Origin of the sequence: Lentzea sp. CA-135723, assembly GCF_050936595.1 — a bacterium.
GTDB lineage: Bacteria > Actinomycetota > Actinomycetes > Mycobacteriales > Pseudonocardiaceae > Lentzea.
This window is the reverse complement of record NZ_JBNJMK010000001.1, coordinates 1233315-1251862: the sequence shown is the minus strand read 5'-3', so window position 1 is coordinate 1251862 and position 18548 is coordinate 1233315. Positions and strand designations below refer to the sequence as shown.

At 71.8% G+C, this 18548-nt stretch carries 17 protein-coding genes; 6 read left to right on the top strand and 11 right to left on the bottom strand.

Annotated features, from left to right (window positions below; translation table 11 throughout):
• Positions 1 to 43: 43 nt before the first annotated feature.
• Positions 44 to 1078, top strand: coding sequence for an SDR family oxidoreductase (locus ACQEU1_RS05395; RefSeq protein WP_433196832.1), 1035 nt, complete (start codon positions 44 to 46; stop codon positions 1076 to 1078).
• Here ACQEU1_RS05395 and ACQEU1_RS05390 read toward each other — a convergent pair.
• From ACQEU1_RS05390 to cmdF, 9 genes are read right to left on the bottom strand one after another with little or no spacing between them, the layout of a single operon-like run.
• Complete coding sequence (locus tag ACQEU1_RS05390; protein ID WP_433196830.1) at positions 1066 to 1878, bottom strand: VOC family protein; 813 nt, start codon at positions 1876 to 1878, stop codon at positions 1066 to 1068. The genes ACQEU1_RS05395 and ACQEU1_RS05390 overlap by 13 nt on opposite strands.
• A 22-nt stretch (positions 1879 to 1900) precedes the next feature.
• Positions 1901 to 3094 carry an MFS transporter gene (locus ACQEU1_RS05385; protein ID WP_433196828.1) on the bottom strand — a complete coding sequence of 398 codons (1194 nt, stop codon included), beginning with the start codon at positions 3092 to 3094 and terminating at the stop codon, positions 1901 to 1903.
• Positions 3091 to 3636: an adenylyl-sulfate kinase gene (locus ACQEU1_RS05380; RefSeq protein WP_433196826.1), complete on the bottom strand. Its 546-nt coding sequence runs from the start codon at positions 3634 to 3636 to the stop codon at positions 3091 to 3093. The genes ACQEU1_RS05385 and ACQEU1_RS05380 overlap by 4 nt, the downstream gene beginning before the upstream one ends.
• The gene (locus ACQEU1_RS05375) at positions 3633 to 4373 is read right to left on the bottom strand and encodes an NTP transferase domain-containing protein (RefSeq protein ID WP_433196824.1); all 741 of its coding nucleotides are present in this window, start codon (positions 4371 to 4373) and stop codon (positions 3633 to 3635) included. The genes ACQEU1_RS05380 and ACQEU1_RS05375 overlap by 4 nt, the downstream gene beginning before the upstream one ends.
• Positions 4370 to 4966, bottom strand: coding sequence for a gamma-glutamyl-gamma-aminobutyrate hydrolase family protein (locus ACQEU1_RS05370; protein ID WP_433196822.1), 597 nt, complete (start codon positions 4964 to 4966; stop codon positions 4370 to 4372). The genes ACQEU1_RS05375 and ACQEU1_RS05370 overlap by 4 nt, the downstream gene beginning before the upstream one ends.
• On the bottom strand, positions 4963 to 7311 hold the full coding sequence (locus tag ACQEU1_RS05365) for a PEP-utilizing enzyme (protein WP_433196820.1): 2349 nt from the start codon (positions 7309 to 7311) through the stop codon (positions 4963 to 4965). The genes ACQEU1_RS05370 and ACQEU1_RS05365 overlap by 4 nt, the downstream gene beginning before the upstream one ends.
• The gene (locus ACQEU1_RS05360; protein WP_433196818.1) at positions 7308 to 8096 is read right to left on the bottom strand and encodes a class I SAM-dependent methyltransferase; all 789 of its coding nucleotides are present in this window, start codon (positions 8094 to 8096) and stop codon (positions 7308 to 7310) included. The genes ACQEU1_RS05365 and ACQEU1_RS05360 overlap by 4 nt, the downstream gene beginning before the upstream one ends.
• Before the next feature lie 17 nt (positions 8097 to 8113).
• Positions 8114 to 8938: a sulfotransferase domain-containing protein gene (locus ACQEU1_RS05355; RefSeq protein ID WP_433196816.1), complete on the bottom strand. Its 825-nt coding sequence runs from the start codon at positions 8936 to 8938 to the stop codon at positions 8114 to 8116.
• Positions 8939 to 8951: 13 nt separating this feature from the next.
• Positions 8952 to 10532: a tyrosine 2,3-aminomutase gene (cmdF, locus tag ACQEU1_RS05350; protein WP_433196814.1), complete on the bottom strand. Its 1581-nt coding sequence runs from the start codon at positions 10530 to 10532 to the stop codon at positions 8952 to 8954.
• Between the two features lie 310 nt (positions 10533 to 10842).
• Between cmdF and ACQEU1_RS05345 the strand changes: the two genes are divergently transcribed.
• From ACQEU1_RS05345 to lnt, 5 genes are all read left to right on the top strand, one after another.
• Entirely contained in the window at positions 10843 to 11427 is a 585-nt protein-coding gene (locus tag ACQEU1_RS05345; RefSeq protein WP_433196812.1) for a TetR/AcrR family transcriptional regulator, read from the top strand.
• 44 nt (positions 11428 to 11471) lie between these two features.
• A complete protein-coding gene (locus tag ACQEU1_RS05340; protein ID WP_433196810.1) occupies positions 11472 to 12242 on the top strand; it encodes an SDR family NAD(P)-dependent oxidoreductase in 771 nt (256 codons plus the stop codon).
• A 94-nt stretch (positions 12243 to 12336) separates the two neighbouring features.
• On the top strand, positions 12337 to 13905 hold the full coding sequence (locus ACQEU1_RS05335) for a sigma-70 family RNA polymerase sigma factor (RefSeq protein ID WP_433196808.1): 1569 nt from the start codon (positions 12337 to 12339) through the stop codon (positions 13903 to 13905).
• Positions 13906 to 14004: 99 nt separating this feature from the next.
• Complete coding sequence (gene mptB, locus ACQEU1_RS05330; RefSeq protein WP_433196806.1) at positions 14005 to 15411, top strand: polyprenol phosphomannose-dependent alpha 1,6 mannosyltransferase MptB; 1407 nt, start codon at positions 14005 to 14007, stop codon at positions 15409 to 15411.
• Positions 15398 to 16873 carry an apolipoprotein N-acyltransferase gene (gene lnt, locus ACQEU1_RS05325; protein ID WP_433196804.1) on the top strand — a complete coding sequence of 492 codons (1476 nt, stop codon included), beginning with the start codon at positions 15398 to 15400 and terminating at the stop codon, positions 16871 to 16873. The genes mptB and lnt overlap by 14 nt, the downstream gene beginning before the upstream one ends.
• Positions 16874 to 16897: 24 nt before the next feature.
• Here the strand turns inward: lnt and ACQEU1_RS05320 are convergent, their stop codons facing one another.
• Complete coding sequence (locus ACQEU1_RS05320; RefSeq protein WP_433196802.1) at positions 16898 to 17821, bottom strand: ArsR/SmtB family transcription factor; 924 nt, start codon at positions 17819 to 17821, stop codon at positions 16898 to 16900.
• A gap of 180 nt (positions 17822 to 18001) precedes the next feature.
• Complete coding sequence (locus ACQEU1_RS05315; RefSeq protein WP_433196800.1) at positions 18002 to 18460, bottom strand: peptidase inhibitor family I36 protein; 459 nt, start codon at positions 18458 to 18460, stop codon at positions 18002 to 18004.
• Between the last annotated feature and the right edge of the window lie 88 nt (positions 18461 to 18548).

Genomic DNA, 18548 nt, shown 5'->3' with positions numbered 1-18548 from the left:
GGTGACCGCATCACACCGCACCTGACCAGGGAAAGTGAACGACATGGCTGACGTTCTGGTGACCGGGGGCTCCGGCTTCATCGCAGGCCACATCATCATCCGGCTGCTGGAGGAGGGTCACGACGTCCGCACCACCGTGCGGTCACCCGGCAAGGAGAAGGCCGTCCGCGCGATCCTCGCCGACGCGGGCTTGAAGGACGACTCGGCGCTCACCTTCGTGGCCGCCGACCTGATGGACGACGAGGGCTGGGCCGAGGCCGTGGCGGGCCGCGAGCACGTCCTGCACGTCGCGTCGCCGGTGCACCTGCAGCGCGTCGAGAACGAGAACGACGTGATCGACCCCGCGCGCGAAGGCACCCTCCGCGTGCTGCGCGCGGCCCGCGACGCCGGGGTGCGCCGCGTCGTGCTCACCTCCGCCTTCCACGCCGTGGGCTTCGGGCACCCGCACACGCACGGCACGTTCACCGAGGAGGACTGGTCCGTCCTCGACGGACCGGGGATGGACGCGTACGGCAAGAGCAAGATCCTGGCGGAACGCGCCGCGTGGGACTTCGTCGCGCAGCAGGGGAACGGGATGGAGCTCGTCACGTTGCTGCCCGTGGCCGTGATGGGACCGGTCATGGGCGACGCCATCTCCGGCTCCAACCACGTCGTCCAGCGCATCCTGGACGGGGGGATGCCCGCGTACCCGAACATGTTCATGCCGATCGTCGACGTCCGTGACGTCGCCACCGCGCACGTGCTCGCTATGACCGCACCGGACGCGGCCGGCCAGCGGTTCCTCGTCGCGAGCGGTCCGTCGATCGCCCTGAAGGACGTCGGCGCGCTGCTGAAGGACGACCTGGGCGACGCCGCGAAGAAGGTGCCGACGCGCACGCTGCCCGACTTCGTGGTCAGGATCGCGTCCCGCTTCAACCCCGAGCTGAGGTCCGTCGCCGCCGACCTCGGGTTCGTCAAGGTCGTCTCGAACGACAAGGCGCGCCGCGTGCTCGGCTGGCAGCCCCGCCCGGCGCGCGAGGCCGTGATCGCGGCCGGCCGGAGCATGGTCGAGAGGGCGCTCGCCGGTCAGTCGTCGTAGGGGTCGTCGGCGGGCGAGGCGGTGTCCCAGTCGGTGGCGAGGTCGGGGTCGATGATCGCGAACCGGGTGCCGAGCGGGTCGGCGAGCACCGCCACCTGGCCCAGGGGAGAGGGGTGGGGCTGGAAGCGCAGGCGCGCGCCCGCCGTGCGGGCCCGGTTCAGCGTCTCGGAGAAGTCCAGGCCCGCCGGGACGGTGAAGTGCGCGATCCAGCGCGGCGGCACGGTCGCGGGGGTGTCCGGTGCCATCCGGACGCGGCCGATCACGGTGTCGCCGCCGGTGGAGTAGACGACGTGGTCGACGGCCTTGCCGTCGCCGACCTGCTGCTGCCGGTAGCCGAAGAGCGCCCGGTAGAACGGGTCGGCCTGGCGCGGGCCGCGGGTGACGAACTCGAGCCAGCCGAGTGAGCCGGGCACGCCCGCGGTGAACCCGCCGCCGTCGACGGGCTGGGCGATGCCGACGGTCGCGCCGCCGGGGTCGTCGACCAGCACCTTGGCCACGAGGCCGGGCACGGTCTGCGGGCTCGCCTCCAGCACGGTGCCGCCGAGCGTGCGCACCCTGGCGCTCGCGGCGGTGAGATCGGCGACGGCCAGGTACGGCGTCCAGTCCAGCGTGGCGCGGTCCAGCGGGCGGACGCCGGCGACCGGCTCGCCGTCCAGCAGGGCGACCGCGTAGTCCCGGCCGGCGTCGTCCCGCGTCCAGTGGTGCTGCCAGCCGAACACGGTCTCGTAGAACCGCGTGCTGCGCTCGGTGTCGTTGGTGGCGAGCTCGACCCAGCAGGGATGTCCCGGTCGGATGATCATGGGATCGATTGTGCCCTGACGCTCAGGGGCGCCGTCCGCAGCGCCGCAGCAGCACCCCCGCGAGAGCCGACACCAGCGCGAACAGCAGGACGGGCAACCGGTAGCCGCCCGCCTCCTGGCGCAGCAGGCCGAGCACGATCGCGCCGCTGGACGCGCCGATCCCGGTCCACAGGTAGATCGTCCCGGCGATCCGTTCGAGGTCGCGCAGCCCGAACGTCTCCGGGGTCAGCAGCAGCACGACGAGGGAGCTGTTGCCCACCGCGATGCCGAGCAGCGCGGAACCGGCGAACAGCACCGGCATCGTGCCGCCGACGCCGAGCAGGACGAACCCGGCCGCCTGGAGCACGCAGGTCAGGGTCGCCAGGTACGTCGTGGGCCACGACCGCAGCAGCAGTTCCGCCGCCACCCGGCCGATCCCGGCGAACGCGGCCACCACGGCACCGGGCAGCGCGGGCGAGCCGACCGCGGACTCCTGCCAGACGAACAGGACGTGGTAGACGCCCGCGAGCTGGGTGAGGGTCAGCAGGGTGCTGCCGACGAGCAACGCCCAGAACACCGGGGTGCGAACGGCCTCGCGCAACGGTGTGCCGTCGTGCACCGGCGGGGTCGCCGCGCTCGGAGGCAGCGCGGGCCGGCGCAGGAAGACCAGGGCGTTCACCGCGACCAGCAGGGTGAACCCGAGCACCATCAGCACGGCCGCGCCGCCCAGGCCGCCCGCGGTGAGGCCCCAGCCGACGATCGGCGCCCAGACCATCCCGCCCGCGCTCGACCCGATGAACGCGACCGAGAGCACGCGGTCCCGGTTGACGGTGCTCTTGATGACGAACGTGCTCACCACCAGGGTGCCGCAGCCGGCGATCGCGATGCCCAGCAACGACATCGTCAGGTAGAGCTGCCACGCCGTGCGGGAGGTGGCGATGAGGGCGATCGCGACCGCGCAGGCGAGCGCACCGCCCGCGACCACCCGCCGTGCGGGCAGCCGGCGGCACAGGACGACCACGAGCGCCGCGGCCAGCGCGTTCACCAGGCACTGCAGGCTCGCCGCGAGGTCGAGCTGGGTGGTGGGGATCGACCGCGCCCGCACGATCGCGTTGAGCAGCACCGGCTGGCCGTAGGAGAGGATCCCCATGCTGGTGCCGAGCAGCACGGCCGAGGCTGCCGCGAGCGTGCGGTCGTCCTTGCGCCACAACGGTTGCCGCGTGGCCGTTCCGCTCACGACCACCGGCCGGTGACGGCGTGCACGATCCGGTCGGCGGCGTGCTCCGCCGTGGTGTCCCCGAAGTTGTCGATCACCAGGTCGGCCGCTTGGGGGAACTGCGCGAGCTCGTCCACCCCGACGACGTTGCGCAGCGGGGCCAGGCCCGGTTCGAGGTTGCCGTGGTCGTAGAAGGCGGACCTGCCCGCACGGCTCTTCAACGCGGCCAGCGGCACGCGCAGCCAGACCTCCAGGTAGTGCTCGACGTTCTCCCGGTTCCAGCGCTGCACGTCGTGGAAGAGGGAGATGGTGGCGCACAGCACGAGGTGTCCCTGCCCGGCCAGTTCGCGGGCCAGCCGCGCGTAGTACGCGGCCACCTCCCGCCGTTCCGCCTCGGTGTAGCCGGGGGAGGCGGGCATGATCCGACGCATCCGGTCGCCGTCCAGGAGCACCGGCCGGCGTCCGGCGCCGACCAGCCTGCCGGTGACGAGCGACGCCACCGTGCTCTTGCCTGCCCCGGACAACCCGGTGATCCACACGACTCCCGCGTCCACTCCGGTCACCCCTCCTGTGCGTCGAGCAGGTCGAGCACGGGCAGGCCCGGCTCCACATCGGACGGACTGTCGAACTCCCACCACGGGCCGTCGTTGCGCACCCCCGCGACCAGCACGCCCTCGGCGCGGATCAGGTGGCCGAGCAGGCCGGTCATGTCGAGCGCCGCGACCCGCGCGTCGGCGGCACGGGCCCGCCGCAGCACCGCCCACGACGGCGGTGTCAGCCGCAGCAGGCCCATGTACTGGCCCTGCACCTCCGTCAGGTCGCGCGGCCGTGAGCCGATCTCGGTGACGAGGCCGTCCGCGTCGATCCGGAACGACTCGGCGTCGCTGCGCGGATCGTCGAACCGTTGCCGCCACACGTCTTCCCAGCCGGTGTCGTACGCGACGGCGAGGTCGGCCGAGGAGTGCACGAGGCGGCGGACGGTCGTCGCGGAGTAGACGATGTCGCCGTAGGACACGACGACCGGGCCGGAGGTCAACCAGTCGTGCGCGGCCGCGAGCGACTCGACCATCGTGCTGTGCTGCCAGTCCGGGTTCTCGAACGTCCGCAGGCCGCTGCCGGCGAACCTGCCTCCCTGCCAGCCGGTGACGACGCCGATCTCGCCGGCACCGCCCGCGCGCAGGGCGGCCACCTGCCGGTCGAGCAACGTGCGGCCGCGCAGCTCCATCAGGCACTTGGGCCGGTCGTCGGTGTGCGGCGCCATCCGCGCGCCCCGCCCGGCCGCCAGCACCACGGCCCTCACCGCCGCACCCGCTCGAACAGGCGGTGTACCAGCAGAACGTCCCGCGGGTCGGGCGCGGGTTCCCGTTCCGGATGCCACATGATCCCTTCGACGCGGGCGTCCCGGTGCCGGACCGCCTCGACGACGTCGCCGCACCACGCTGTCGGGACCAGCGCGGCGGGCAGTCCGTCGACCGCGAGGTCGTGGTAGCTGTTCACCACCCGCTCGCCCTCGGCGGAGGTGATGCGGTGACGGGTGCCGACGTGCCCTGCCACCGGCCTCAGCCAACCACCGAAGGCGTCCGCGATCAGTTCCATGCCGCGGCACACGCCGAGCACGGGCAGGTCCTGCTCCATTGCGAGCGCCAGCAGGGTCCGTTCGGTCAGGTCGCGTTCGGGCTGGTCCCCGCCCAGGTCACCGCCTCCCGTGAACAGGAACCCGTCGAGGTTCAGCTCGTGCGTGGCGTGGACGGCCGCCGCGGCGTCGTTGGGCAGGGGGACCGCGACGACACCGCACGCCGTGAGGAAGGCCCACCAGCGGGAGTCCAGGGCCCACCGGCGTTCCCCGGTGCGGTCGTCGTCCACGCACCGCTGGGTGATCCCGATCCTGGTCACGCGATCACCGTCACCAGGCCGCCGGCGGCGTCGAGTTCGAGCACGCGGGCGCGCGACCACTGGTCGAAGAGCGCTGGGCCCGCGCCGATCACCGCCGGGATGCCGAGTTCGAGCGCCCGGATCGCCATGTGCGAGTTCGCGCCGCCGAACGCGGTGACGAGCCCGGCGATGCCGCGGGTGAACAGCCAGTCGTAGCCGGGGTCCGCGCTCGCGACCAGCACGATGGCGCCGTCCGGGGTGTCGCCGTCGTCGACGCGGGCGACCCGCGCCGTCACCTTGCCCCTGGTGACGAAGTTCGGCCGGATCTGCGGCAGGGCGAAGCTCCGCACGTTCGCCGGGCCGGTCACGAGCGGGGGCAGCACCACGGTCTGGCTCACGGCGTGGGCCGCCCGTCCCCGTGCCGCGACCTCGCGCAGCACCGGCAGGTCGTGCGCCGGTCTCCCGGTGAGCGATCCCAGTGTTGGCACGTCGAGGTAGCTCAGGTCGTCGACGCCGCAGCCGGACCGTTCGCCGAGCCGCCGCACGCCGGTGAGCACGTCCCCGAGCACCGAGGTGAAAGCCAGCTTGCCGTGCTCGCGGCCGCGGATCGCCGTGGCCAGGAACTCCATCAGCCGGTCGGCGTCGAAGGAGAGGCCCGCGCGGCGCAGGAGCGCCTCGATCCGGCGCCGCTGGTCGCCGGTCAGCTCGAACGGCGTGGCGGCACGGACCGGACGCTCTCGCGAGGACCAGTCGAAGTAGCGTTCCGGGGCCTCGTCGTAGCGCGGCGACCGGATGTCGTACGTGCCGGGCCGCAGGTGGCCGTAGCGCTGGAGGAACTCCGCGCGGTCGAGCACCGCGAAGTCCTGGCGCATCTCACCGGCCACCAGCCCGAGGCCGCCGACGAAGCGGGCGCGGTCGGCGAACGAGAAGACACCTTCCCGCACCAGGTCGTCGAGGAAGTCGGTGGCCACGAACGCGGCCCTGGCCAGCGCCGCGAACGGGCTGGAACCGTAGCCGGCGCACACGTCCAGCCTCGCCACCAGCGCCGGGCCGCAACAACCGAGCTCGGGCCCGCCGCACTCCGCCGCGTGCACCTCGTCGGTGGTCATCACGGTCAGCAGGCGCAGCCGCGCGACGTCCTGCTGCCACAGGTCGCCCAGCACCAGGTCGTCGGTGAACCGGCGCAGGACGTCCGCCAGCAGGTCGCGCTCGGCGGCGCTGAAGCCGTTGGGGCTCAAGGCTTCCAGCCGCCGCGCGGTGCTGAAGGTGCCGGCCGGGACGGCGAGGTGGGACTCGACCTTGTCGTGCAGGTACGGCTTCGCGACCAGTTCCTCCAGCCAGTGCCGCACGAGCCGGTCGGCGAGCTCGCCGGGCACCTCGCGCGGCACGAACGAGGTGAGGCTCGCGGCCACGTCGACGTACGGCAGCCCGGAGAACTGGACCATCAGCTCCGTGCCGGTCAGGTCGCGGTACCTGTAGCGCGACCGGGCGGCGGCCCAGACGCGGTCGGTGATCAGGTGCCGGTACAGCGAGCACGCCAACGGCCTGGGCCGCAGCCCGATCATCTCGGCGGGGTTCCAGTCCGGCATCACGCCGTAGACCGCGAGACCGCCGAGGGCACCCGAGCGTGCCGCGACGGTCTCGGCCAGCTGCCGAGCGGTGTCGTCCACCGTCACGCGATGCGCGTCCGGTGCCACCGCCGTCCTGCCCACCGCGAGGGACCTGACCTGGAGCAGGATCAGCTCGCCGAGATCGGACAGCGCGAACTCGACGTCCAGGTGCTGCTCGTCGCCCAGCAGCCCGCGCAGCTCCGCGAGCAGGTCCCAGACCGCGCCCACGAGGGGATCCGGCGCCTCCTCCGAGCTCGCCCACGCCACCCCGTACGAGAGGTGCAGGTCCGCCTGCCCGTCCCCGGTCACGGCGTCGGTCCGGTCGGTCCCGGTCCAGTTGACGACCCGGTACGGCGCGCCGCTGCTGGGATCGCAGGTGAACGCGACCCCGCTCGCCCGGACGTGCTCGAGCAACGGCTGGATCAGCACCTGGTCGTCCGCGTCCGCCCGCCCGTAGGACGCGAACACCTCGGTCACGGCCGGCACGACCTCGGCCGAGGTCCGCGCGGGCACCGACTGGAACCGACCGGCGTGGGAGCCGGTCGCCGCGTCCTCGACCACCGCGCTGCTGCGCACCATCAACGGTCCCGCCGCCCACTCGTGCCGGCGCAGGTCCGCGAGCAGGCGGTCCGGCGCGTTCCGCCACTCCCGCAGGGTGAAGTGCGTCAGCGGCAGCACCCGCGCCGTCGTCAGCAACGGCCGCAACCACAGCAACGTCTCCGCCTTGGTCCCGAGCCGGACCGGGGACGCGGTCACCCCTCGCTGCCCTGGGCCACCCACGCCCTGGTGGTGTACGGGACGTCTATCCAGTCGCCGGCCTCGGAGCGCACCAGAGCACGGATCTCGTCCACCAGGTCCGCGAACCCGTCGCCCGCCTGGAGGCCGAGCGTCGAGTGGGAGGCCCAGGCGTCGCACCACGGTTCGCTGGCGAGGCGGAAGACCTCGGTGCCGGACAGCGCGACGGCGTTCTCGAAGAGCCCGCTCGCCGCGATGACCTCCGTCTGGTCCGCCCGCCGGGTTCCGTGGCTGTAGCCGGGGACGCGGTCGCGGATCAGCCCCTCGATCCGTTGCTGCAGCGGGTCGTCGAGCACCCGGTGGTTCCACAGGCACGCGAAGTACCCGCGGTGGCGCAGGATGCGGGCCGTCTCCGCGAGCGCCCGCGGCTGGTCGGTCAGGTTGAACGACGAACCGAACGTCACCAGGGCGTACGCGCCGGACTCCCGCCCGGACGACTCGCCCGTCCCGTCGTACCAGCGCACCCGCGAGTGTCCATGCGTCCGTTGCTCACCGAGCGCGCGCATCGCGGGTGTCGGCTCCACCGCGTCGACGGAGAAACCGCGCCGGAGCAAGGGTTCAGTGAGGTGCCCGGAACCCGCGCCGACGTCGCAGACCGGGTCGCCCGGCCGGACCTCGGCCACCCGCAGCAGGGCGTCCACGACGGCGGGGACGTACTCGGCGCGGTGCCGGTACGTGGCCGCGAACGCCGAGTAGTCGGACTCGGGGCGCAACGCGGACGGGAGGTCGGTGAACCCGTGGGGCATGCGGTGCTCCTGTTCCGTCAGTTGATCCGGTAGCCGAGACGCGCCGCCGTCTCGACCAGGTGCGGCACCCGGAACCGGTCCGACAGCGCGTCGCGGCCGAACCACTCCCGCCACTCGTCGACCTGGCCTCGGCGCATGATCATGGGAGCGTTCTCGCCGGCGACCTCCTGCTCACGAGCGCGCATGGCCGCGAAGCTGCTGCGCTCGACCGCCCGCGCGACCGACTGCTCGTCGGCGTCGAGGCCGAGCGTGCGCAGCAGCCGCGTCATCGCGTCGGCGGGACGGGTCTTCAGCTCCTCGAAGCGGACGACGGCCGAGCGGGGCGCGCGGTCCGCCGCGTCCAGCCAGGCGCGGTGGAAGTCCACCCAGCCGTCGACGGTGATCGGCGGTTCGCCCACCTCTCCCTTGCCGTCGAGGAACTCCGGGAAGCTCACGTCGTCGATGGCGAGGTAGGAGAGCAGCGTGGGCGCGAACCCCTGGAAGAACCGGTACGACGAGTGCAGCGCGTCTCTCGGATCCCGCACGAGCAGCACCACGGTCTCCGGCGCGATGTCCGTGAAGTACTCCGGGCTCAGGTGGTTCTTGAAGAACCTCCTGGCACCGGGAACGGCGGTGGACGGCCCGGTGGTCCGGCTGCGGTAGTGGCGCGTCTTCTCGTCGGCGGGCGCGTGCGGCAGTCCGTCCGGCCCGATCTCGTCGACGTGCGGGTCGACGAACGTGTGCCCGAGCTCGCGCAGCACGTTGCCCAGCAGCGCGGCTCCCGAAGCCGGGTAGGCCGCCACGATGACGTCGTCGGCGACGACCAGCCCGGCGTTGCGCAGATGCCGTTCGCGCATGGTCATGGTGTCGCCCCGCTCAGAGGTCGGCGGGGACGTCGAGGGCGGGCAGCAGCGCGTCGGCCTCGTCGGCCAGCGCGGTGTCCCTGACCGCGGTGAGGAAGTCCGCCGCGACGCCCTTGTCGTCGCGGAACGCGGGCACCCTGGCGGCCAGCAGGTCCAGCAGTCCGCGCACGCCGGGGCTGAACCGCTCGGCGCCGGTGATCGAGGCCGCCTGGTGGCAGGCCGCCACGAGGACCGAGACGATGACGTTCACGTTGTCGATCAGGCGCAAGGACTTCCTGGCCGCGATCAGGCCCATGCTCACCACGTCCTGGTTCTGGCCGTTGGACGGGATCGACTTGACCGACGCGGGCGCGGCCAGGTCCAGGTTCTCCGAGGCGATGCTGGTGGCCAGGTACTGCGAGCCCTGCAGGCCCGAGTAGAGGCCCTCGTCGCCGAGCGCGAGGAACGCCGGGAAGGCCTTGTTGAGGTGGGGGTCGAGGATCCGGTTGAGCTGCCGTTCGGCCAGCACCCCGATCTCGGTGAGCGCGATGTTCAGGAAGTCGGACGCCATCGCGAGGTACTGGCCGTGGAAGTGGCCGCCGTGGAAGACGGTCTCCGGCGTCTCGAAGATCAGCGGGTTGTCGTTGCAGGAGTTGAGCTCCTCCTCGACGATCCGCCGGCAGTAGGCCATGGCGTCGAGCACGGGCCCGAGGATCTGCGGCACGCAGCGCAACGTGTAGGCGTTCTGCAGGTAGTCGTCGACCGCGCCGACGTCGTCGCCCGCCTTCGCGCTGACCAGGGCCATGATGTCGGAGTGCTCGCGGGTCAGCCCGCTGCCGGCGAGCAGCCGCGTGATCACGGCCGCGACCTCGCTCTGCCCGCGGTGGTTCTTCAACGCGTGCCCGCGCTCGGCGAACGCCCCGGTGGACCCGCCCATCACCTGGATGAACGCGGCCGACGCCCACAGCGCGAGGCGGAGCAGCCGTCTGCCCCTGACCAGCGCCAGCGCCGAGACGCCCGCCATCGCCGAGGTGCCGTTGATCAGGGCGAGCCCGGACTTGTAGCCCATCCTGACCGGCTGGAGGCCCTCCTCGGCGAGCACCTCGGCCGAGTCGCGGACCACCCCGTCCTTGCGCACGCGGCCCGCGGCGATGAGCGGCAGCGCCAGGTGCGCGAGCGGCGCCAGGTCACCGCTCGCGCCGAGCGACCCCTGCTGCGGGACGACCGGGTGCACGCCCCGGTTCAGCAGCTCGCCCATCAGCCGCAACGCGTCCGGCTCGATGCCCGAATAGCCCTTGATCAGGCAGTTGAGGCGGGCGACCTGCATCGCGCGCACCGCGTCGTCCGCGAAGAGCTCGCCCCCGCCCGCCGCGTGCGTGCGCAGCAGGTTCTCCTGCAGCTCCGTCTCGAAGCGCGGCGGGACGTTCATGTAGACCATCTCGCCGAAGCCGGTGTTCACGCCGTAGATCGGCGTCCCGGCGGCGCCCCACTTCTGCACGCGCTCCCTGGCCAGCTCGACCTCGGTCATCTGGTCCTCGTCGAGTTCCACGAGGACCTCGTGCCGCGCCACGAGGGCGACGTCGTCGACGGTCAGGCCCTCGCCTCGAATGAGCACAGGAATCTCCATTCGTGTGCGGAGTGGTCGGCGCTGAACGCATTCCCGTCAGTGCCGGGATTCGCGCGCTTCGATCTTCGATTCGAAGGACGCTAGCAGGGAACGGGCCGGTAGGACTGCTGCCGAGGCTGTCGTTGAGTGTTTTTGATAATCAGCGTTGCGGCAGTGCGCAATCCTTGCTATTGATTTCAGAGGGGCGCGCGCGAACAAGGTCGCGATGAATTTGGCGCCGTATACGAACAATGATCGCGGCTTTGCCGACGTGACGCGCTGTGTGGACTGCCAGGTCCAGAAAACGTACCGTGGGGGAGTGAAGCTCACCGCGAAGGGCCAGGCGACCCGGCAGCGCATCATCGAGGGCGCGGCGGCACATCTGCGCAGCGACGACGCGGGCGGCGTGACCCTGGACGACATCAGGGCGATCACCGGCACCAGCAAGGGCCAGATCTTCCACTACTTCCCGGACGGCAAGGAGGAGCTCTTCCTCGCCGTCGCCCGGTTCGAGGCGGAGCGCGTGCTCGCCGACCAGCGCCCGCACCTCGGCGCGCTGACGTCGTGGACCGCCTGGGAACGCTGGCGTGACGCCGTTGTCGCACGATATCGGGCGCAGGGCCGCAGCTGCCCGCTCGGCGTGCTGATGAACGAGCTCGGCAGCACGCCGGGCGCCCACGAGGTGATCAGCACGCTGCTCGCCCAGTGGCAGGCCGAGCTGCGCCAGGGCGTGCTGGACATGCAGGCCGCCGGCCTCGTGCGCGCCGGCGTGGACGCGGACCGCATGGCCGCGGCCCTGATCGCGGGCATCCAGGGCGGTGTGCAGGTGCTCCGCTCGTCCGGCAGCGCCACCCACCTGGAGGCCGTTCTGGATCTCCTCATCGACCACCTGCGCGGCCACTGACTCTGGACTTGCGGGTCCAAAATTGGGCTCCTAACTTCGAGTGCATGGCACAACGACTGCAGGGCAGGACCGCCCTCATCACCGGTTCCACCAGCAACATCGGCCGCGCGATCGCCCTCGCGTTCGGCAGGGAAGGCGCGCACGTCGTCGTCTCCGGCCGTGACGAGACGCGCGGCGCGGAGGTCGTCGCACAGATCCGCGCCGGTGGCGGCAAGGCCGACTTCGCCCGCGCCGACCTCGACGGTTCCCCCGCCGCGAGCAGCGCGCTCGCCGAGGAGGCGCGGACGCTGCTCGGCGGCCGCGTCGACATCTTGGTGAACAACGCCGGGATCTACCCGTCGCCGAGCACCCTCGACACCGACGAGAGCACGTTCGACCGCATCTACGACGTCAACGTGAAGGCGCCGTTCTTCCTCACCCAGGCCCTGGTCCCCGGCATGATCGAGGCGGGCGCCGGCGCGATCGTCAACCTCGGCTCCTGGATCACCCGGCTGGGCGTGCCGCGCGGCTCCGTCTACAGCTCGACCAAGGCCGCGATGGAGACGCTGACCCGCGCGTGGGCCTCGGAGTTCGGCTCGCAGGGCGTCCGGGTCAACGCCATCTCGCCGGGTGTCATCGCCTCGGACGCGTGGGACGAGGCCTCGCGAAGCATCTCGAACGCGATGATGCGCGGTACTCCCGCAGGCGAGGCGGGTGCGCCGGACGCGATCGCGCACGCGGCCGTCTACCTGGCTTCGGACGACGCCGAGTTCGTGCACGGCGTCGTGCTGGACGTCGACGGCGGGCGGACCGGAGTGGCGGTCGTCGCTGTGTGACCTGGGTCACCTATCGCCCCGGTTTCTGTGACCTGAGGTGAGACTCGCCGGTCTCCCATGGCGTAGAGGAACTCGGTCGGCGAAGGGTGCGGAAGTGACGGGTCGGGAGTGGCTGGGGCAGGTGGACGCGGAGCAGGTGGAGGCCGCGCGGACCGGTGATCGGACGGCGCTCGACGCCGTGGTCGCGGGGTGCCTGCCACTGGTCTACAACGTCGCCGGTCGGGCGTTGCACGCCGACGCCGAGGTCGACGACGTGGTGCAGGAGACGATGGTCCGGGTGATCCGGGGCATCGACGCGCTGCGCGAGCCGGACCGGTTCCGGTCCTGGCTGGTGGCCGTCACGATCAACCAGGTCCGCGAGCACTACCGCCGCCGCGACCTCGCCCCCGCGCCGCTGGAGGAGTACGACAGGGCCGACCCCGGCGCCGAGTTCGTCGAGACCGCGTTGTCCCGGCTGCACTTCGCCCAGCAACGCCGTGAGGTCGACGAGGCCGCGCGCTGGCTCGACCCGGCCGACCGCGAGCTGCTGGCGCTGTGGACGCTCGAACGCGTCGGGCAGCTCACCAGGGCCGAGGTCACCGACGCGCTCGACCTCGGCGCGCACGCCGTCACCGTGCGGGTCAGCAGGCTCAAGGGCCGCCTCGAAACGATCCGGCACCTGGTGCGCGCCCTGTCGATGGAACCGCGCTGCGCGGGCCTCGACCGGGCCGCGCAGGGCTGGAACGGCGAGCCGAACCCGTTGTGGCGCAAGCGACTCCTGCGGCACGTGGACGACTGCGGACGGTGCGGCCGCGGCGTGGACGACGCCATGCCGGTCGAGCGCATCCTCACCGGCGCGGCGCTGCTCATCGTCCCGGCCGCCTACCTGCCGCGGCTGCTGGAGAACCTCGGGGACGTGACGCCCGAGCTCGTCGCGCACTCCGTCGAGGCCCCGACGCACCTCGCCGAACCGGTCGGCGTGTTCGGGAAGCTCGCCGCCAAGCCGGTGCTCGCGGTCGCGGGTGCGGCCGCAGTGTGCGCGCTCGTCGGTGTGGTCGGCACGATCGTGTTGTTCCCGTCCGACCCGCCGGCGGCGGTCGCCGTGCCGAACACCCCGCCGCCGACGACGTCCGTCACGTCGACGGAGCTGTCGAGCGCGGCGCCCACGTCGTCGTCGGCTCCCACCACGACGTCGACCACGACCACTACTACGACGACGACCACGACGACGCAGGCCCCGCAACAGGTCAAGGTCGCGACGGCCGAGGAACGCGTCCTGGCGTTGATCAACGACACGCGCGCCGCGGCCGGACTGCCCGCGCTGACCGTCGACCCGGCGCTGGTGACCGCCGCCGACCGGCACACCAGGGCGATGATGAGCGACGGCTGCGGCCTGTCGCACCAGTGCCCCGGCGAGAGCGGCCTCGGCGAACGCAGCAGCGCGGCCGGCGTGAAGTGGAGCTCCGTCGCGGAGAACGTCGGCATGGGCGGTCCGGTCAAGGACAACGTCGAGGCGATCTCCAAGATGGCGCTCGGCCTCACCCAGGGCATGATCGACGAGAAGCCGCCGAACGACGGCCACCGCAAGAACATCCTCAGCAAGTCGTCCACGCGCATCGGCATCGTGGTGATCCGCGACGCGAAGGGCACCGTGTGGATGACGCACGACTTCGCCGGAAGTTGAGCGTGAACGCCGGTTCAAAAAAGATCATCCTGAAGTAGTACGCGGGACGCGACCCCAGCCCGACGCGTGACGATCCGTCCGGAAAGCACTGTCTTCCTCGTGCAGACCGTCACTCTCCGTCCCACGACCACCGACACTCCGGAGCTGTTGCGCTGGACGGGTTTCGGCGGTGCGCTGCTGCTCACCGCCGGTGCCTGGGCCGTGAGCGCGAGAGCGGGCGCGGTGGCGCTGGGCGTGGCGATCGCGGGTGCCGGGCTGGTCGTGCTGACGTGGGCGCTGCTCGGCCGCACCCGGCCGGACGCGTCGTGGCTGCGGCGCACGCTGGCGTGGTGGTGCGGCCCGTTGCTGGTCGCGCCGCCGTTGTTCAGCCAGGACGTCTTCAGCTACCTGGCCCAGGGCGAGGTGGCGCGGGGCGGCTTCGACCCGAACGTGGTCAGCCCGGCGCTGGGTGCGAGCGCGGAGGCGGTGGCGCGGGTCGGCGTGTACTGGCGGGAGACGCCGTCGCCGTACGGGCCGTTGTTCAGCACGATCGAACGGGCGATCACCAGCGTGACCGGCGGAAACCCCGTGGCGGGCATCGGGTTGCACCGCCTCGCGGCCGTCGCCGGTCTGCTGCTCGTCGTGTGGGCCGTGCCGCGGCTCGCCGAGATGGCCGGGGTGCGCGAGAGCGCGGCGTTGTGGCTGGGCGTGATGAACCCGTTGGTGCTGTGGCATCTCATCGGCGGTGTCCACAACGACGCGTTGATGCTCGGCCTCATGCTGTCGGGCACTGTCGTGGCGTTGCACGCGTTGCCCGAGCTTCGCTGGTGGCAGTACACGGCCGGAGTCGTCCTCATCGGACTGGGCGCGCAGGTCAAGCTGCCGGCGCTGGTGGCGCTCGCGGTCGTCGGCACCGCGCTGGCCCGCAGGCTCGGCGGGGGCTGGGTCCGGCTGATCGTCTCCGGGCTCGCGATGCTCGCCGCGTTCGTGGTGGTCTCGGTCGTGACGTCACTGGCCGGGCAGACCGGTTTCGGCTGGGTGCAGGCCCTCGGCACGCCGTCGAAGGTGAACAGCTGGATGGCGCCGACGAACTGGCCGGGCTATCTGGCGGGTGCGGTGTTCGGCCCGCAGACCGGTCAGGCGATGATTTCCTCGGCACGGATCGCGGGGCTCGTGCTGATCCTGGGCGCGGTGGTGGTGCTGGTCGGCCGCCAGCTGCGCGGACGGATCTCCGAGGTGACGTCGCTGGGGTTGATGATGAGCGTGATCGTGGCGCTGGGGCCGGTGGTGCAGCCCTGGTACCTGCTGTGGGCGCTGGTGCCGCTCGCCGCCTGCCTGCCCGAGGGCGTGTGGCGGGACCGTGCCGCCGTGCTGGCCGGGGTGTTCGCGCTGGTGGTGCCGCCACTCGCGGGCAACTTCACCGGGCGCGTGCCGGAGCTCGTGGCCGCCTACGTCGTCGGGATCGCCCTGGTCGGCGGCGCGTACCTGGTCCTGCGCCGGGCTCGGGTGTCCGTTGCGCAGGCTTGACCTCGCGCGCTACGGCGCGGCTCTGGTCTCCGGTGGTGCGTTGGCCCTGAGCTTTCCCCCGCGCGTGCTGTGGTGGCTCGCCGTGCCGGCGTTCGTTGTGCTGTGGCTGGTGCTCCGAAGCGCCGGTGCGCGGCGGTCGGCCGGGCTCGGGTTCGCGTTCGGGCTGGCGTTCTTCCTGCCGCACCTGTGGTGGATCCAGCACTTCCTGGGCAACGACTTCGGGCCGTGGCCGTGGCTGGTGCTCAGCGCCCTGATGGCGTTGTTCATCAGCGGGGTGTGCGCGCTGTTCCCGTTGGTGTCTGTTCTGCCCGCCGCACCTGTGTGGGCGACTTTGCTGTTCGTGTTGCAGGAGACCCTGCGCGGACTGATCCCGTTCAACGGCTTCCCGTGGGGCCGCGTCGCGTTCGGCCAGGTGGACGGCCCGTTCGCGCGGCTCGCCGTGCTCGGGGGCGCGCCGCTGGTGACGTTCGCGGTGGTGTTCACCGGCTTCGGCCTGGCCGCGTGGTTGCCGCGGTGGACGCGTGCGTGGGCCCTCGTGCCGGTCGTCGCCGCTCTGGTCGTGACGCCGCTGATCTCCGTTGAGGCCCAGACCGGCCAACGCACCATCGCCGTCGTGCAGGGCAACGCGCCGGACGTGGGCCTCGGCCTGCTCTCCGAGAACGCCACCCTGCGCGCCAACCACCTGCGCAAGACCGCCGAGCTGACCGCGTTGATCCGCGGCGGCGCCCTGCCCAAGCCCGATCTGGTGGTGTGGCCGGAGAGCGCCACCCGGACCCGCGACCGCGACCCGGTGATCGACGCCGCGATCGCCGACCTGGGCGTGCCGACGCTGGTCAGCGCCCTGCGCAACGGCGAGAACTCGGTGATCACCTGGGACCCGAAGACCGGCCCCGGCCAGTCCTACGCGAAGCAGGAGCTCGTGCCGTTCGCCGAGCACATCCCGCTGCGCCCGCTGGCCCGGATCTTCACCCCGTTCGCCGACCAGCCGGACCTGGTCGCGGGCAGCTCACCGGGCGTGCTGGACGTCGCCGGAACCCAGGTGGGCGTCGGCATCTGCTACGAGGTCGCCTACGACTACGTGCTGCGCGAGAGCACGGCCGAGGGCGCCCAGGTGCTGGTCGTGCCGACCAACAACGCCTGGTACGGGCGCGGCGAGATGACCTACCAGCAGCTCGCCATGGCCCGGTTGCGCGCCATCGAGCACGGCCGCGCGGTCGTGGTGGCGGCGATCAGCGGCGTGAGCGCCGTGGTGCGGCCGGACGGCAGCGTCGTGAAGTCGACCGGCATGTTCACCGAGGACCTGATGGCGGACTCGGTGCCGTTGCGCACGGACCTGACGTTCGCGACCCGGTTCGGCGGTGCGCTCCACGTGCTGCTCACCGCCGGAGCTCTCGGGGCGTGCGTGGTGGGTCTGTGGACGCGGCGGCGAGCACGGCGGGAGCCTGCGGCTGCCCCTCGCTGAACCGGCGGAGGGGCAGCCGCCGACTCAGTTCTTGCCGAGCAGCGCCGACCCCAGCAGCGTGCGCTGGTGCAGCACCGACAGCCCCTGCCGTTCGGTCGTGAGCAGACCCGCCTCCCGCAGCACCGACGTGTGCCTGCTGACCGCGGACGGCGACGCGCCGAGGCGTGCCGCCAGCTCGGTCGTGGTGGCACCGGTGCCGATGGCGGCGAGCACCGCCGATCTCGTGCTGCCGAGCAACGCCGACAGCGCGTTCTCGTCGCGCCGCCCGCTCGCGAGCTGCCGCTGCCAGGTCCAGTCGTGGTGCAACGGGTACACCACGGTCGGGGGAAGACCCGGATCAGCGAACGCGACGGGTGTCCGGCGGCAGAAGTACGACGGCACCAGCCGCAGACCGCGTCCGCCGAGGTGCAGCTCGCGGTCGTGCGCGTACTGGACCTCCAGCACGGGCGGCCGCCAGTTCATCAACGGCCACATGCCCTTCAGCAGTCCCTCCACCGTGGACGCGAGCCCGTTGCGGTGCACGCGGTCCGTCTCGACGGCCTCGTCGATCAGCTCCGCGTACGGCTCGACGACCGCGCGGTGGTAGCGGGCGAGCGCTTCGGTGAGGCCCAGCAGGGACTCGCCGTCACCCGCCGCCAGAGGACGTGTCCACGACGGTGTGGGACGCACCTCCTCCAGCCGCCCGAACTCCTCCCGCAACCGCTGCCGGGGCGTCGACCGGATCGCGGCGAGCGCGCTCCCCAGTCCGTTCGCCCCCTCTGGCGGCGTGAGGAAGTCGGGGAAGTACGGCCCTTTCGGGGCCAGCACGGACAGCATCCGGACGCCCGACGTGATCACCTGCCGGTCGCCGTTGCGGCGGATGTCGCGCAGCCACGGCTGCAACAACAACCCGCTGTCCAACTCGGTCAGCCGAAGCCAGCTGAACACCATTTCCCAGAGTGGGTCCACCCTTTCCGCTACCTGCGTACGCTCCAGATCACCGTCGGAAAAATGGATGCGCAACACAGCAACCTCCCCAGGCCAGGTCACCGCGCATAACGATACTGGGCGTGTCACTCCGCCATTTATCGCAACGAAAACCGGACGCGAGACCAGGGTCTTCGCGTCCGGTTCACGTTGTTTTCAGGCTCAGCCGCAGCTGGTGCTCACCCACTGGTGCGAGCGGACCTGGTAGGTGCCCGCGAGGTCACCCTTCTGGCCCTGCTTCGTGCAGCCGATCGAGTTGTTGTAGCCGGTGTTGCGGTAGAACCTGACGCCCTTGGCGGAGGACGTACCGCGGTTGTAGACCGACTTGACCTCCTTGGTCGTGGCCCAGGAGCACTTGATGGCGCCGGCGGTCCAGTCCGAGTCGGCCACGTCCCACATGCAGCGGCCGCCCGTGCCGCCGAAGCCGTTCCAGAAGCAGACGTTGCCGGTGTTGCAGTCCCACGCGGCGAGCGCCTGACCGGTCTCCGAGTCGAACGCCGCGCCCACGACGGCGGCCTCGGCGGCCGGTGCCTCCGCCTGCGCGCTCGGCGCAGCGATGGCCACGGTGAACAGCATGGCGAGTGGCATCAACGCCAGCACAACGCGCCTGACAATGCTCAAGATATTTCCTCCCTAACCGCACCCCGGAATTCGGTCAGGCGCAACTTTAAGCAGCGGGAGGATGTTTCGAAAAGCTATTGCTCTGTGG

Bases quoted from the DNA above. Each gene is read 5' to 3' on its own strand.
- ACQEU1_RS05395 (WP_433196832.1), top strand. From the start codon at position 44: ATGGCTGACGTTCTGGTGACCGGGGGCTCCGGCTTCATCGCAGGCCAC.
- ACQEU1_RS05340 (WP_433196810.1), top strand. From the start codon at position 11,472: ATGGCACAACGACTGCAGGGCAGGACCGCCCTCATCACCGGTTCCACC.
- ACQEU1_RS05355 (WP_433196816.1), bottom strand. From the start codon at position 8,938: ATGACCATGCGCGAACGGCATCTGCGCAACGCCGGGCTGGTCGTCGCC.
- ACQEU1_RS05360 (WP_433196818.1), bottom strand. From the start codon at position 8,096: ATGCCCCACGGGTTCACCGACCTCCCGTCCGCGTTGCGCCCCGAGTCC.
- ACQEU1_RS05390 (WP_433196830.1), bottom strand. From the start codon at position 1,878: ATGATCATCCGACCGGGACATCCCTGCTGGGTCGAGCTCGCCACCAAC.